We start from the raw sequence: 14,556 nt of genomic DNA, 5'->3' as shown, positions 1-14,556 counted from the left end.
GCTGCGGGCCGTCCGTGGCTGGTCGCGCAGTTCCCCGCGCCCCTATGGGGCGCCGCCCCTACGGGGCGCGTCCCTTACTGAGCTTCGAACCCGCTCAAACCCCGTAGCTACACCCACTACCCTTGGACCCGTGACTATTCGCCTGTACGACACCAGCGCCCGGCAGATTCGTGACTTCGTCCCGCTCTCAGCGGGCTGTGTCTCGATCTACCTGTGTGGTGCCACCGTGCAGGCCGCACCGCACATCGGGCACGTCAGGTCGTACCTGAACTTCGACATCATGCGCCGGTGGCTCGCGCACCGCGGCTACGACGTGACGTTCATCCGCAATGTCACGGACATCGACGACAAGATCATCAATAAGGCCGCGGAGCAGAACCGGCCCTGGTGGTCCATCGGTTACGAGAACGAGCGGGCGTTCAACGACGGCTACGAAGCCCTCGGGTGCCTGCCGCCCACGTACGAGCCGCGTGCCACCGGCCATATCACCGAGATGGTCGAGATGATGCGCACGCTCATCGAGCGCGGGCATGGTTACGAGGCTGACGGCAACGTCTACTTCGACGTGCGCTCCCTGCCCGGCTATCTCTCCCTGTCCAACCAGGACCTGGACGAGCTGCGTCAGCCCTCGGAGGACGGCGAGACCGGGAAGCGGGATCCGCGGGACTTCGCCATGTGGAAGGCCGCCAAGCCGGGGGAGCCGAGTTGGGAGACGCCTTGGGGACGGGGGCGGCCGGGCTGGCACCTGGAGTGCAGTGCCATGGCGCACAAGTATCTGGGGTCCGCCTTCGATATTCACGGCGGCGGGATCGATCTCATCTTTCCGCACCATGAGAACGAGATCGCCCAGGCCAGGGGCTTCGGCGACGAGTTCGCCAAGTACTGGGTGCACAACGCCTGGGTCACCATGAGCGGCGAGAAGATGTCCAAGTCGCTTGGCAACAGCGTCCTCGTCTCCGAGATGGTCAAGCAGTGGCGGCCCATCGTCCTGCGCTACTACCTGGGCACCCCGCACTACCGCTCCACCATCGAGTACAGCGAAGAGGCCCTGCGCGAGGCCGAGTCGGCGTTCGCGCGGATCGAGGGCTTCATCCAGCGGGTCGTCGACATGGCGGGGCCTGTCGAGCCCGCCGCCGATGTGCCGCCCGCCTTCGCCGAGGCCATGGACGACGACCTGGGCGTGCCGGGGGCCCTCGCCGTCGTGCACACCACCGTCCGGCAGGGCAACAGCGCACTCGCCGCCGACGACAAGGACGCCGCCGTCGCCCGGCTCGCCGAGGTCAGGGCCATGCTCGGCGTTCTCGGTCTCGACCCGCTCGACCCGCAGTGGGCCGGCGGGAGCGACCAGGGCCAGGACCTGCACGGGGTCGTCGACAGCCTCGTACGACTGGTTCTCGAGCAGCGTGAGGCGGCCCGGGCCCGCAAGGACTGGACCACCGCCGACGCCATCCGCGATCAGCTGAGCCAGTCCGGCCTCGTCATCGAAGACAGCCCTCAAGGACCTCGCTGGACGCTCGGCCCGCGCTGATCCCGCGGCGGAATCCTTGATCGATTGTGCCGCCCGGCCTTCCGGGCGGCACACTTCATAGACGCACAGCGCATTCAGAGACGTACACACGCACGCATTCACACAGAGACAGGTAGGTCATGGCCGCAAACAACCGCCGCATGTCCGGCAAGAAGGGCGCGCAGGTCGGCAGTGGCGGCCAGCGACGCCGGGGCCTGGAAGGCAAGGGCCCCACCCCGCCCGCCGAGATGCGCAAGGGGCACAAGAAGAACCGCATCGCCGCCGCCCAGGCGAAGCAGACCGCCCGCCGACCCGCCCCCAGGGGCCGCGGCGGCAAGTCCACCTCCGAACTCGTCGTCGGCCGCAACCCCGTCGTCGAGGCGCTCCGCGAGGGCGTGCCGGCGACCATGCTTTACGTGCAGCAGTTCATCGACAACGACGAGCGGGTGCGCGAGGCGCTCCAGCTCGCCGGCGAGCGCGGCGGCATCCACCTCATGGAAGCCCCCCGCCCCGAACTCGACCGCATGACCAACGGCCTCAACCACCAGGGCCTCGTCCTGCAGATCCCGCCGTACGAGTACGCGCACCCCGAGGACCTCGCCGCCGCCGCGTACGACGCGGGCGAGGACCCGCTGATCGTCGCGCTCGACGGCGTCACCGACCCGCGCAACCTCGGCGCCGTCGTCCGCTCCGTCTCCGCCTTCGGCGGCCACGGCGTCGTCGTACCCGAGCGCCGCGCCGCCGGCATGACCGCCGGCGCCTGGAAAACCTCCGCCGGCACCGCCGCCCGAACACCCGTCGCCCGCGCCACCAACCTGACGCGCGCCCTGGAGGCGTACAAGAAGGCGGGCATCATCGTCGTCGGCCTGGCCGCCGACGGCGACGCCGAGATCGGGGACCTGGAGGCACTCGAAGGACCCGTCGTCATCGTCGTCGGCAGCGAGGGCAAGGGCCTGTCACGGCTGGTCGGCGAGACCTGCGACTACCGCGTACGGATCCCGATGCCGGGCGGCGCCGAGTCGCTGAACGCGGGTGTGGCGGCCGGAGTTGTGCTGTACGAGGCGGCTCGACGGCGCGCCTGACGGTGGGCGGGGTGATCTTGACGGAGTCCGGACAGATCGGGACGGTCAAGGCAGTGTCCTAACGACACGTCACTCGGTTAGATGAGTGTGGACACCAGAACACCCCGCACACCCACGGGGGACCGCACGTCGGGCTTCGACGACGCTCCCGCGCTGAGCATGGTGAAGGTGCCGAGCGATCCGGCGCAGGTCATCGTCAATCATGCGAGCTTCCGCGTGCAGCTGGGCACCGGCTCCCGTACGCAGTCCCCGCGCGTCGCACGCCACTTGAGCTCCGCCGACCCCGCACGCAGGCCCGCGGCCGGCACGGCCCCCGGCACCCGCCGCCGCGCCCCCGTCGTCTGGAGCGGGAGGTCCGCACCCGACGACACCGGCGCCACCCGCCTGCTCCAGGCCGCACGGAGCACCACCGTGCACCACGGCGCCCAGGAACCGACGGGCGACGCCGGCGCGACCCAGGTCATCCCGCGCATCGACCACGACGCCGACGGATACGGCGACAGCGGCTACGCCGGGAACGGCAACGGCTACCGCGGTGCCGGATACGGCGGCTATGGCGCGTACGGCGGATACGACACCGACACCGATACGGATCCCGACGCCACCGTCGCGACCCCCACCATCGGCGGCCCTCGCTCCCCGCAGTCTCCTCAGACCCCGATCCTTCCGCAGATGCGCACCTCGGGCAGCGCGGACGAGGAGTACGGCCAACACCCGTACGACGAGGGCGAGTACGAGGACGACGCGTACGACGACGAGACAGGCGAGGACAGTCGGCGCGGACGCCACGCCGACCCGGTACGGCACGCGTACTACCCCGGCCGCCGGATGAACCTCGGCGTCGTCCTGCTCCCGCTGCGCCTCATCCTCGGCTTCATCTCCATCTACGCCGGCATGGGCAAGCTCTGCGACCCGCACTACTTCGACGGCGGCAAGCGCGGCTCCATGGTCAAGTGGCTCAGCTCCCTCCAACCCTGGGAAGTCGCCGAGCCACTACGCCAGTTCGCGCTGGAGCACCCCGTCGGCTCCGGGCTCCTCATCGCCTTCTTCCAGGTGATCGTCGGCGTCCTCACCGTCTTCGGCCTGTGGCAGCGGGCCGCCGCCGCCGTCGGTGGGCTGATGGCTGCCGCGCTCCTGATCACCGTCAGCTGGAAGAGCGTTCCCGCCTACGACGTGACCGACGTCATCTACCTCGCCGCCTGGACCCCGCTGATCATCGCGGGCGCCCCCGTCTACTCCATCGACGGCCGCCTCGCGGGCGGCGCCTGGCGCAGGCTCGGGCCCCGCGCGCACATCTGGGAGCTGCGCCGTTACGTTCTGCGCCGCGGCGCCCTCATCAGCACCCTGGTCGTCGGGCTCACCCTGCTCGTCGGCTCCATGCTCGGCGGCGCCGTCCGCGACGCCGACCGCGTGGTCGTCCCGGGACCCGGCGAGGCCCCGCGCAACGAACTCCCCGGCTCCCCGCTCCCCGAGGAGTCCGGCGACGACCGCCGCTCGGAAAGCCCCTCGGCCGACAACTCGCCCACCCAGGGCGCGACTTCGGCCAGCCCCTCCGAGAAGGGCGACAAGAACACCCCCGGTGCGTCCCGCGAGTCCGCCACCGAGGGCGCCGGTCAGCCCAGCGAAACCCAGGGCACGGGCCAGGTCCCGCCCGCCCAGCAGACGGCACCACCCGCGGAGGCGCCCAGCACCAGCGCGGGCCCGTCCTCCTCGGGCGGCGCCGGTACGGGCGGAACGGGGTCCCCCGGAGGCACCGGCGGCGGCAATGACTCGGGCGACGGCTCGGGTGGTTCCGGCGGTGGCTCGGACGAGGGCAGCCTGGTGGGCGGCCTGCTCGGGTAACGGTTCCGGTCAACGGCCCTTCGCTGGTACGCAGTTGGGGCTCCGCACGCGTGAAGTTCTCACGAGTGCGGGGCCCCATTGACGTACGTAAAACTGAGGCGCGTACGACTGAGGCACGTGCCGCTGAGGCGCGTACAACCACCGTACGGACAGCCGACGTACGGACAGCCGTGAGGCTCAACGCCCCAGTGCCGCCAGCTCCTTCGCCGCCTCCGTGAGGTCCTTCGCGGTGTCGATGGCGCGCCAGTACGCGCCCTGGGGGAGTGGGCAGCCGAACAGGCGGCGCTCGCGAGCCAGGCGCGGGAACGTGGTGCGCTCGTGGTCGCCGAGGTCGGGCAGCATGTCGGTGAACTCGGGGGAGAAGACGTAGACGCCCGCATTGACCTCGTACGACGTCGGCGGGGACTCGACGAAGTCCGTGATGTGACCGAAGTTGTCGGTCTCGACGGCGCCCCACGGGATGCGGGGGCGGGCCAGCGCGAGGGTCGCCACCGCGTCGCGCTCGGTGTGGAAGTCCGCCATGTCGCGCAGCGAGAAACGGGTCCAGATGTCACCGTTCGTCGCGTACCACGGCTGGTCGGGGTGCGGCAGATGCCGCGCGGCGAACTTGAGGCCGCCGCCGCGGCCCAGGGGCTCCTTCTCGACCACGGTGGTGACGCGGACGGGGAGGTCGGACGACTCCAGCCACTGCTGGAGGACCTCGGCGAGATGGCCGCACGAGACGACCACGTCCGTCACGCCCTCCTCGGCGAGCCAGCCCAGCTGATGGCCGATGATCGGAGTCCCCGTGCCGGGGATCTCGACCATCGGCTTGGGCCGGTCGTCGGTGTAGGGACGCAGCCGCGAGCCCTGGCCACCGGCCAGGACAACGGCTTGAACGGGGCGCGACGCGGCGTTCGGATGCTTCATGAACGGCACTGTACGTCGCGCCCCGCTCGGGGCTTGTACGGGGCTTGCTCGGGTGTTGTGCCTGGGCTTGTGTCGGCCGTCGGGCCGTGTCTTCCGGCCCGTCAGCCGGCCGCCCCTCAGCCCTGGCCGCCGACGCCCGCGACGCCCGTGGCGAAGGATGTGTCGCAGACGGGGCGGGAGAACGACTGGGCGCGGGACGGGCCGTACTTGGCGACGGCGGCACGGCCCAGCGCGCGGGCGATGGAGGCGCAGTGCTTGGCGAGCGACGGGCGGCCGTTCACCGCCTCCTGGAGATGCGTGAGCGCCACCCCCGCGTCCTTCTCCTGCAACTCGAGCAGGAGCTGGTCGCGCAGCATGTCCTGCGGGGCGCGGGAGGCGGAGCGCGAGGACGCCTTCTCGGCGGAGGCGGCGAGCACCGAGGCCGAGGAGGCGCCGCTCCTCGACCACGGGACCGTGGCGACCGCGAGTGTCCCGGAGAGCACCAGGACGACGGGCAGAACGAGGGCGAGACTACGGCCGATCCGGTGGGCCGGACCGCGGCTGTGTCGCGTCGGGCGGTCGGCGGGGCGACGGCCGTGCCGCTTCGAGGGACTGGTCGAGGGGTTAGTGGAGTGCTTCACGCGAGTGAGGGTAGCGCGGAGTGATGATTTGGCGACATTTGGTAATCAGTTCGAGCGACGGCCAATGCTCAAACTCGGGCGCGAAGTTGACGTACGGGGGTCGAAATGACCGGTGTGCCGGGGTATTTGTCGACAACGAAAGACCGGCTGAAAACCGACAAAAAGGGGCCCGCAGCAAGCTGCGGGGCCCTTTCCGTCAACGTGGGCGAATTCACCCGGTACGGGCGCCTTCAGTTGTGGGTGTCTCAGTCCGGTGCCTCAGTCGGAGAGACGCTCACCCGTGGACGTCGAGAACACGTGGGTCTCGCCCGGACGCGGCACGACGTGCAGTGTGGCGCCCTTCTCCGGGACCGCGCGGCCGCTGACGCGGACGACCAGGTCCTTGAGGTCGTCGCCCATCTTGGCGCTGCCGTACACGTAACCGTCGGCGCCCAGCTCCTCGACCACGTTCACCGAGACGGCGAGGCCCGCCGGGGCGTCCTCGGTCTCCTTGGTCAGGGCCTTCGCGGCGCCGCCGTTCTGCTCGACGATGTCGAAGTGCTCCGGACGGACGCCGACCGTGACGGTGCGGTCGCCGCGGTCCGAGGCGGCCGAGAGCGCCTCCCGGTTGACCGGCACCACGCTGTTGCCGAACTTCACGCCGCCGTCCGTGATCGGGACCTCGACGAGGTTCATGGCCGGCGAGCCGATGAACCCGGCGACGAACAGGTTCGCCGGCCGGTCGTACATGTTGCGCGGCGAGTCGACCTGCTGCAGCAGACCGTCCTTCAGTACGGCCACCCGGTCACCCATGGTCATGGCCTCGACCTGGTCGTGGGTCACGTACACGGTGGTGATGCCGAGACGGCGCTGGAGGCTCGCGATCTGCGTACGCGTCGACACACGCAGCTTGGCGTCGAGGTTCGACAGCGGCTCGTCCATGAGGAACACCTGCGGCTCACGCACGATGGCACGACCCATCGCCACACGCTGCCGCTGACCACCGGAGAGCGCCTTCGGCTTACGCGCCAGGTAGTCGGTGAGGTCCAGGATCTTCGCCGCGTCCTCCACCTTCTGGCGGATCTCGGCCTTGTTGACGCCCGCGATCTTGAGCGCGAAGCCCATGTTGTCGGCGACCGTCATGTGCGGGTACAGCGCGTAATTCTGGAACACCATGGCGATGTCCCGGTCCTTCGGCGGCAGATGCGTGACGTCACGGTCACCGATGCGGATGGAGCCGGCGTTCACGTCCTCGAGCCCCGCGAGCATCCGGAGCGAGGTGGACTTGCCGCAGCCGGACGGACCGACCAGAACAAGGAATTCGCCGTCCTCGATCTCGATGTCGAGACCATCGACGGCGGGCTTCTCGGAACCCGGGTAAATCCGGGTCGCCTTGTCGAACGAGACAGTGGCCATGGTGATGGGCCCCCTTCTACCGGCAGGAACGTGCCGGACGATCCGTTGTGGAAGGTGGTGCCACTACGGGTGATTCCGTTGTGGTGTTGTGGTTCAGTCCACACAGGGCGGACTGGGTCAGGACGGTACCTGGCGGTTGCCTGGTCTGTCAGTAGCCGGGGGACTGTGAACTTCGCGGAAATTTTCGAGAGGGGCAGAGCACCGCACTTTTGGCCACGCCTCGATCAGGGCCAGAGCACCTGACTTTTGACCGTGCCTTGGGCAAGGGCAGAGCAGATCACTTTTGACCGTGCCTCAAGCTTCCTGCTTCATCGCCCACTGCCGACCGCACACAGCCCTGATGAGCTGCACACGCCCGGTCTCACACGGACTCCACAGGCATTCCGGCCGACGGCCCGTCGGTCCGTACTGCACCAGCCGCTCCTACGCGGCCAGCAAACACTTCTCCAGCTCCGACGCCTTGATCACCGTCGGCGTCTTCTTCCCTGGTGGCAGGCCGGCTGCCACCAGCCAGTACAGCCGCATCCCCTCATCCCGGAGATTCACGGCGGCATTCACATCACGGTCATGGACGACACCACACTCCGTGCAAGTCCACTCCCGGACGGAGACGTCCATCTTCGGCCCCGTTGCGTGACAGGCCGAGCAGCGTCGGGTCGAGGGAAAGAAGCGGTCGACGATCACCAGCGTCCGGCCGTACCACTCGCACTTGTATCGCAGCTGCCGCAACAGCTCGCCCCACGAGGCGTCGATGATCGCTTCGTTCAGCCTCGCCTTGCGACGCTTCCCCCTGCCGCGCGCTGACCGCAGCAAGGTCACGACGGACAAGTCCTCCACCACAAGCACTTGGTTCTCGCGCACGAGGCGGGTCGTGAACTGGTCCAGCATGTCCCTGCGTACGTCGCTGATGAGCGCGTAAAGACGTGCGATCTTCTGCTTGACCTTCTCCCGGTTCCTGGAACCCCTCACCTTCTTGTGCAGCTCCCGCTGCAACCGCGCCAGCTTCTCCGCGTACCGCTTCAACAGCCGCGGATGATCAATCTTCGACCCGTCGTCCAGAGTCACGAGCGACGCCAGGCCCAGATCCAGCCCCACCGCCTTCGGTGCCCGCGAACCCGGCACGAAGACAGCGGGCAGCGGCGCTATTCGCTCCTCCACCAACGTGGACACGAAATACCGGCCCGCCCGATCCCGCGTCACCGACAACCGCACCGGGACCGACCCAGCAGGCAGCGACCTCGACCAGCGAACGTCCAACGGCTGCGACTGCTTGGCAAGCGTGATCAGCCCCGCCCCAGGGCGCTCTGGATCCTCGACCCACTTGAAACCCGTACGCACATAAGTCGCCGAATCCCGAGACCGCCCCTTCTTCTTCCGCTGCGGATACTGCGCCTCACCCTTGAAGAACCGGCCATATGCCTGGTCAAGGTGCCGCAACGACTGCTGCAGCACCGTCGACGACACCTCTTTCAACCACGCCAACTCCTCGGCCCGCTTCCAGCCGGTCAGGGCCCGGCACGTCTCCGCAAAGCCCACATTTACCCGGTGCTGCTCCCAAGCCCTGGACCGCAGCGCCAGCCCCTCGTTGTAGACCCACCGACACGCACCGAACGTCCGCGCCAGTTGCTCGGCCTGCTCCTCCGTCGGATAAAAGCGGAACCGGTACAGGCGATGATGGGTATCGGGCTCCTTGACGTGCCCCTTCAGTGGAGTCGCCTTGCGCCCGTGATGCTTGCGGCGGTCACCGATACCGAGTGCCTCACGCTTGATGCGCTGGGCCTCCTCGCCCTTCACCGCCTTCGGCTTCGACTCCTCCGCCGACTCCCTCATGATCCGCTCCCCAGCGATCCGATCTCCCCAACAGCACGTCAGACCGATCAACGAACGGGTGCACGGATAGTTACGCACCGTTTTTGGATCGCGTGGAGCGGAGAACTACGTGGCTTGGGGAAACGGGCTCTGTGTACAGTGGAGCCGCCTTCGCGCACGGCGCTGAAGTGCGCAGTGCCGCCTTAGCTCAGCGGAAGAGCTCCCCACTTGTAATGGGACGGTCGTCGGTTCGATTCCGACAGGCGGCTCCAACAGCATGGATAACCCGCCGCGAGGCCCGTGAGCTCGTAGTTTCGGCTACGGTCGAAGTCCCGTGGCGGGGCCGCAAGGGCGGTGAGCTTCGATGAGGGCCGCCGAAGAGCCCCGCAAGGACGGTTCTCGCGCGGCTGACCTTGAGACGTGGGTGCGGCGTGGCTGTGCCCTGGTCGTGGCGTCGGTGGCCGCGTACGCCTCCTACATTCACCAGAGGGCGTTTGCCCTTCAGGGCGGTGCAGACGCGGCGAGTGCCGCGCTGTGGCCTCTGTCGGTCGATGGGTTGTTGCTCTTGGCGACAGTTGGCCTGCTGAAGCCTGCCCGGCATGCCGGCCGTCGGGCACGCTCTGTGGTGTGGATGGCGTTTCTGCTGGGCATCGGGGTGTCCCTTGCGGCAAACGTCGCGGCGGCACCGGCTCTCGCCTGGCAGCCAGTGCTCGTGGCGGGATGCCGCCGGTCGCTCTCCTGTTCTCGGTGGAACTTCTCGCGCATCGGTCCAGCGACCGAGAGCGGACCGAGAGTGGGCCGAGAGAACAGGTCTTCCGTCTCGTCCCGAAGCAACGGCCGAGCGCACCGGAAGCCAAGCGAGACGGGCTCGCTGCACCACAGCGAGACTCTCGCAGTGGGCGCGAGAGCGAGACCGGCGACTCTCGCTCTTCCCCATTCATGCAACCCAAGGCTGGGCAGAACGCTGATGAGGTCATGTGGGACTACTTCAAAAGTCAGCAGGCTGCTGGTCGCACGCCGAACGGGACGGAATTGGATCGAGTAGCCGGGACGAACAATTACGGTCGGGCTGTGCTGAGGCAGTGGCGGCGGACAGGCCGGATTCCTGCCGCGCCGGAGGAATCCATGGACCGGGCGATCTCGCTGAGTAAGAGTGAATCGAGCGGTTGATATGGCGCCGCTGTGATGCGAGCGAACTGCGCAGGGCAACACGGCTGCTGGCCTATGCACTGTGAGTCGGCGGTGGTCCGTAATTTTCGGCCACAGCTTGGCGGCTTTACGCCACCGAGGAGCAAATGTCGGCGGTGCGCTCATGCCCTGCCCGGTGCGGTCTGAATGCGTGCGTGCGGCGATGCGGTAGACACGAAAGCGGCGTCGCGGACCCGGGTCTCGATGTGTCCGCGGGCCGGTGTCGTAGTACGCCGTCGGCGTCGTAGAGCACGGCGGCGTACTCGTCGGCGTCGATGCGGGCAAGGTAGTACCGCTCGACCTGGCGGACGGGCTGTCCGCCGACGTGGTGGTCCTTGCTGCGTTGTGCGAGTTGCGGGCCGAGCTCGACATCCCCGCGCTCCCAGTAGGCGCCGGTGGGTTTTGCCTGAGGGTGACGGCGGGTGCGACGCGGGTCTGCGTCCGGAGGAGGCGGTCGCGGTGGCGCTTTCGGACTGCCGCCTGCCCAGCACCGGTTGGGGGCGGCTGGTCCTGCACCGCGCACTGCCGCAGGCGGGCAAGTGGTGGACCGAAGCCGGCCAGTTCCGTGACGAGCGTGGGCTGAAGAACCGCCCGCTGGGGGAAGCGCGGGTGGTGTCGCTGCCGCCGTATCTGGTGGCCCTGTGGCGCGAGCACGTCGCCACGTTCGGCCCGGCCGACGACGGCCGGCTGTTCTTCTCCGAACAGGGCCGGATCATCAGCTACACCACTTATCGCCGGGTCTGGCACGAGACCCGCAACCTCGCCCTGCCTGCCGCGCTTACCAGCATCCCGCTCGCGAAGCGGCCGTACGACCTGCGGTACTCGGCGCTGTCCACCTGGCTGTGCGCGGGCGTGGACCCGGCCGAGGTCGCCCAGCGGGCGGGGAACAGCGTCGAGGTTCTCCTGTCCCGGTATGCGAAGTGTCTCTATGACTGGCGCAGCGCAGCGTTCAGTATTGCTCGGTCTCTGCGAAACCCGCGTCCGCGTCGTCGTCCGCGCCAAAGGCGTCGGCGGCGGCGGTCGGGTCGAATCCGGGCGGGCTGTCCTTGAGGCCCAGGCCCATGCCGGCGAGCTTGGCCTTGACCTCGTCGATGGACTTCGCACCGAAGTTGCGGATGTCGAGGAGGTCGGCCTCGGAGCGGGCGACGAGCTCACCCACGGAGTGGACGCCCTCGCGCTTGAGGCAGTTGTAGGAGCGGACGGTGAGGTCGAGGTCCTCGATCGGCAGTACCAGGTCGGCGGCGAGGGCGGCGTCCGTGGGGGACGGGCCCATGTCGATGCCCTCGGCGTCGATGTTGAGCTCGCGGGCGAGACCGAACAGCTCGACCAGCGTCTTACCGGCGGATGCCATGGCGTCACGCGGACGCATGGCCTGCTTGGTCTCGACGTCGACGATCAGCTTGTCGAAGTCGGTGCGCTGCTCAACACGCGTGGCCTCGACCTTGTATGTGACCTTGAGGACCGGCGAGTAGATCGAGTCGACCGGAATACGGCCGATCTCCTGACCGACCTGCTTGTTCTGCACGGCGGAGACGTAGCCACGGCCACGCTCGACCGTGAGCTCCATCTCCAGCTTGCCCTTGCCGTTGAGCGTGGCAAGAACGAGATCCGGGTTGTGCACCTCGACACCGGCCGGCGGCGCGATGTCGGCGGCGGTCACCAGACCCGGCCCCTGCTTGCGCAGGTACATCACCACAGGCTCGTCGTGCTCACTGCTCACGACCAGCTGCTTGATGTTGAGGATCAGGTCGGTGACGTCCTCCTTGACGCCCGGCACGGTGGTGAACTCGTGCAGGACACCGTCGATACGGATGCTGGTGACAGCAGCACCGGGAATCGATGACAGGAGCGTACGACGCAGGGAGTTGCCGAGGGTGTAGCCGAAGCCCGGCTCCAGCGGCTCGATCACGAACCGGGAGCGGAACTCGTCGACGACTTCTTCGGTCAGGGACGGACGCTGAGCAATCAGCACGAGGTGTTGCCTCCAGTGGTTTGGCGCCGGCTCGGTGACGCCGTAGACACCACGAAGGGTACGGGCGAGACGGGCGATATTGTCTCCGCACAGGCCGAACCGCCCGTCTCCCCAACCCGGCGAGGAGTCTTCGGGCCTCCCTTTCGCCGGCTGTCTCCACGCGTTTCTGCTTTGCCGCATGTCGTGATCATGGTGTTGGCCGGGACAGTTGGCAGGGGTGATGTGCACCGCTCACGGCGCTGTGCTTAGCCGATACGTCCCGGCACGGCCAGTTCCTCGGTGCCGCAGGCGCAGGCTGTTCGTCACGACGTATACGGACGAGAACGCCATTGCCACGCCCGCGATCATCGGGTTGAGCATGCAGGCCGCGGCCAGCGGCAGGGCGGCGACGTTGTAGCCGAAGGCCAGAAGAGGTTGCCCTTGCTGGTGGCCAGTGCCTGCGGGAGAGGCGGATCGCGTCGGTTGCCACTCGCAGGTCGCCGCGTACGAGGGTCAAGACCGGCGGGCACCTGCAAGACGACCACGAGGCGGTGTCAGCCGCAGACATCGCGTTCACCGTCCTCGGACCTGAAACCTAGACCTGTTGGTCAGCGGGGGTGGACCCCGGTCCGCTGGGAACGTTGGGCCCCGGACGCGCTCGTCCGACGGCTGCTCCCCTGAATGTCACAACAGCCGGTGGCGCTCGGGCTCAGCTGTGGCGTCGGCCGCGCCCGCGCACTCCGGTGACGAGCACTCCGATGGCGAAGACCAGGACGGGGACGAAGATGGCGGCGCCGAGAACGTCCTGGAGCCCACTGGCCAGGCCGCTGTAGCCCACGTCCACCCCGAAGACCACCGAACACACGCCGGCAACGAGGGCCGTCCAGCCCAGCCAACCGGCGACCCGGCGACTCGTGAGAATCGCTGTCCCGAACAGCGCGAGGGTCAGTCCGAGCAGGATGCGGAAGTAGCTCTGGAATCCCCATTCCAGCCAGCGCACGGTCTCGGCGTTGGCAAAGCGGATCTGCTTCTCCGCGCCCGAGGCGCTGACCCAGGAGTCGATCAGTGCGGTGAAGGTGCGTGACGATTCTTGAGCCTGCCGCGAAGGGGGTATGACGTGTGGTTCTCCGATGAGGAGCTGGCCGCTGAGTTGTCAGCCGTGGGGCTCGACGTCACCCGGCCGCGCCCGAAGGCATACAGGCATGGCGGTATCCGCAAGCGGGGTGAGGCTCCCCCCTGGGCTTCCCGGGGGAGCGCCGTATGACCCCGACCAGGCGGGATTCATCGCCCGTCCATGCTCTGGGGCTTTGACGTGGGCGAGGTGTGTGCTGCCGGGTACATGGTGGCGCGCCCAAACAGTGAGGGGCACGTGCCGCCGTTCCGCTCGTCCGACGGAGTGGAACTCCGGACTACTCGGCGAGGCCCAACGTGAGGGGCGCCCCGTCCGCGAAGCCGATCTCGACGCGCAGGGGACCCGCGGTGCCGGGCGCGGTGCGCAGGCCGTTGGGCTTTCCTCCGCACCAGCCTTCGATGACGTCGGCCGGGCCGGCCACATCGATGCCAGTGATGCCGACCGGTTGGCGGCGGTGCGCGGCGCTGAGGACAGCAGGGCCTTCCGGCCAGTGGATGAGGCAGGGCAGGAAGCGCCGGTCGAAGTTGGCGCCGAAGCCGGCCAGCGTGTACGGCGGAAAGCCTGGGCCCTCCGCGGGTACCTCGATCACGGACATCCCGTTCGTGGCGGCGAGCTCGCGCAGCCGCTGTTCGTCCCCGAACGCTACGAGCCATGCCATCGGGACCAGGGGCTGCGAGGGGTGTGCGGCGAGTGCCTCCGTGTCGAACTCCAGCAGCGGCGGGGCGCCGGGCGCGGGAGCCTCACCATTCGGATAGTGGATCTCCAGCACCTGGCCATACCGCAGCGGTACGACGAGGTTGGACAGCCCGAGACCCGGAATGGTCCGACCGCGGGCGATACCCAGACCGGTCTCGCCGAGCACTTGCTCGGCGTCAGTCTTGGTCCGGGCGGCCAGCACGACGTGATCGATCTCCATCGGAACTCACCTTCCGCCGCATCCGGCCTGCACTGCGAGGGACACCAAATTATTCGTAGTGAAGTTCGTTTTCAATAGTGCCGGGCGGCGGCCCATTGCGGGCTGTAATTGCGGGAGCTTGACTGGGTGCGCCCTGGCTCATGGAAGGAGTTGGCGTATACCTGCTGGTCCTCGGGCAGGTCGTGAGTGAGCATGGCGCCGGCTG

General features: G+C 68.3%; 12 protein-coding genes, 1 tRNA gene and 1 pseudogene. 6 read left to right on the top strand and 8 right to left on the bottom strand.

Going from position 1 to position 14,556, the window contains the following annotated elements:
- Nucleotides 1-130: 130 nt before the first annotated feature.
- From cysS to ACQEVY_RS20825, 3 genes are all read left to right on the top strand, one after another.
- The gene (gene cysS / locus ACQEVY_RS20835; protein WP_432950670.1) at nucleotides 131-1,528 is read left to right on the top strand and encodes a cysteine--tRNA ligase; all 1,398 of its coding nucleotides are present in this window, start codon (nucleotides 131-133) and stop codon (nucleotides 1,526-1,528) included.
- A 119-nt stretch (nucleotides 1,529-1,647) separates the two neighbouring features.
- The gene (rlmB, locus tag ACQEVY_RS20830; RefSeq protein WP_432950668.1) at nucleotides 1,648-2,589 is read left to right on the top strand and encodes a 23S rRNA (guanosine(2251)-2'-O)-methyltransferase RlmB; all 942 of its coding nucleotides are present in this window, start codon (nucleotides 1,648-1,650) and stop codon (nucleotides 2,587-2,589) included.
- An 81-nt stretch (nucleotides 2,590-2,670) separates the two neighbouring features.
- Entirely contained in the window at nucleotides 2,671-4,431 is a 1,761-nt protein-coding gene (locus ACQEVY_RS20825) for a DoxX family membrane protein (protein WP_432950666.1), read from the top strand.
- A gap of 177 nt (nucleotides 4,432-4,608) precedes the next feature.
- Here ACQEVY_RS20825 and ACQEVY_RS20820 read toward each other — a convergent pair whose 3' ends face one another.
- The 4 genes from ACQEVY_RS20820 to ACQEVY_RS20805 form a co-directional block, all read right to left on the bottom strand.
- On the bottom strand, nucleotides 4,609-5,340 hold the full coding sequence (locus ACQEVY_RS20820) for a nucleotidyltransferase family protein (RefSeq protein ID WP_432950664.1): 732 nt from the start codon (nucleotides 5,338-5,340) through the stop codon (nucleotides 4,609-4,611).
- A gap of 116 nt (nucleotides 5,341-5,456) precedes the next feature.
- Complete coding sequence (locus ACQEVY_RS20815) at nucleotides 5,457-5,960, bottom strand: hypothetical protein (protein WP_432950662.1); 504 nt, start codon at nucleotides 5,958-5,960, stop codon at nucleotides 5,457-5,459.
- A 258-nt stretch (nucleotides 5,961-6,218) separates the two neighbouring features.
- Nucleotides 6,219-7,355, bottom strand: coding sequence for an ABC transporter ATP-binding protein (locus ACQEVY_RS20810; RefSeq protein WP_432950660.1), 1,137 nt, complete (start codon nucleotides 7,353-7,355; stop codon nucleotides 6,219-6,221).
- A gap of 423 nt (nucleotides 7,356-7,778) precedes the next feature.
- Nucleotides 7,779-9,185, bottom strand: a complete 1,407-nt coding sequence (locus ACQEVY_RS20805) for an RNA-guided endonuclease InsQ/TnpB family protein (RefSeq protein ID WP_432950658.1) — start codon at nucleotides 9,183-9,185, stop codon at nucleotides 7,779-7,781.
- 176 nt (nucleotides 9,186-9,361) lie between these two features.
- On the opposite strand from ACQEVY_RS20805, the gene ACQEVY_RS20800 reads away from it, so the two are divergent.
- From ACQEVY_RS20800 to ACQEVY_RS20790, 3 genes are all read left to right on the top strand, one after another.
- Nucleotides 9,362-9,436: transfer RNA gene (locus tag ACQEVY_RS20800), tRNA-Thr, on the top strand.
- Between the two features lie 92 nt (nucleotides 9,437-9,528).
- On the top strand, nucleotides 9,529-10,209 hold the full coding sequence (locus ACQEVY_RS20795) for a DUF2637 domain-containing protein (RefSeq protein WP_432950656.1): 681 nt from the start codon (nucleotides 9,529-9,531) through the stop codon (nucleotides 10,207-10,209).
- A gap of 602 nt (nucleotides 10,210-10,811) precedes the next feature.
- Nucleotides 10,812-11,402 carry a hypothetical protein gene (locus ACQEVY_RS20790; protein WP_432950654.1) on the top strand — a complete coding sequence of 197 codons (591 nt, stop codon included), beginning with the start codon at nucleotides 10,812-10,814 and terminating at the stop codon, nucleotides 11,400-11,402.
- Here the strand turns inward: ACQEVY_RS20790 and ACQEVY_RS20785 are convergent.
- From ACQEVY_RS20785 to ACQEVY_RS20770, 4 genes and pseudogenes are all read right to left on the bottom strand, one after another.
- Nucleotides 11,302-12,324 carry a DNA-directed RNA polymerase subunit alpha gene (locus ACQEVY_RS20785; protein ID WP_432950652.1) on the bottom strand — a complete coding sequence of 341 codons (1,023 nt, stop codon included), beginning with the start codon at nucleotides 12,322-12,324 and terminating at the stop codon, nucleotides 11,302-11,304. The two genes, ACQEVY_RS20790 and ACQEVY_RS20785, sit on opposite strands and share 101 nt — an antisense overlap.
- A gap of 231 nt (nucleotides 12,325-12,555) precedes the next feature.
- Nucleotides 12,556-12,820, bottom strand: a pseudogene (locus ACQEVY_RS20780) (hypothetical protein); the annotation flags it as partial.
- Between the two features lie 192 nt (nucleotides 12,821-13,012).
- Nucleotides 13,013-13,303 carry a hypothetical protein gene (locus ACQEVY_RS20775; RefSeq protein WP_432950650.1) on the bottom strand — a complete coding sequence of 97 codons (291 nt, stop codon included), beginning with the start codon at nucleotides 13,301-13,303 and terminating at the stop codon, nucleotides 13,013-13,015.
- A 409-nt stretch (nucleotides 13,304-13,712) separates the two neighbouring features.
- On the bottom strand, nucleotides 13,713-14,351 hold the full coding sequence (locus ACQEVY_RS20770) for a VOC family protein (RefSeq protein WP_432950648.1): 639 nt from the start codon (nucleotides 14,349-14,351) through the stop codon (nucleotides 13,713-13,715).
- Between the last annotated feature and the right edge of the window lie 205 nt (nucleotides 14,352-14,556).

The organism is Streptomyces sp. CA-288835 (assembly GCF_050936385.1).
Classification (GTDB): domain Bacteria; phylum Actinomycetota; class Actinomycetes; order Streptomycetales; family Streptomycetaceae; genus Streptomyces.
Note: the sequence above shows the minus strand (reverse complement) of the source record. Positions and strands in the feature narration are given on the sequence as shown.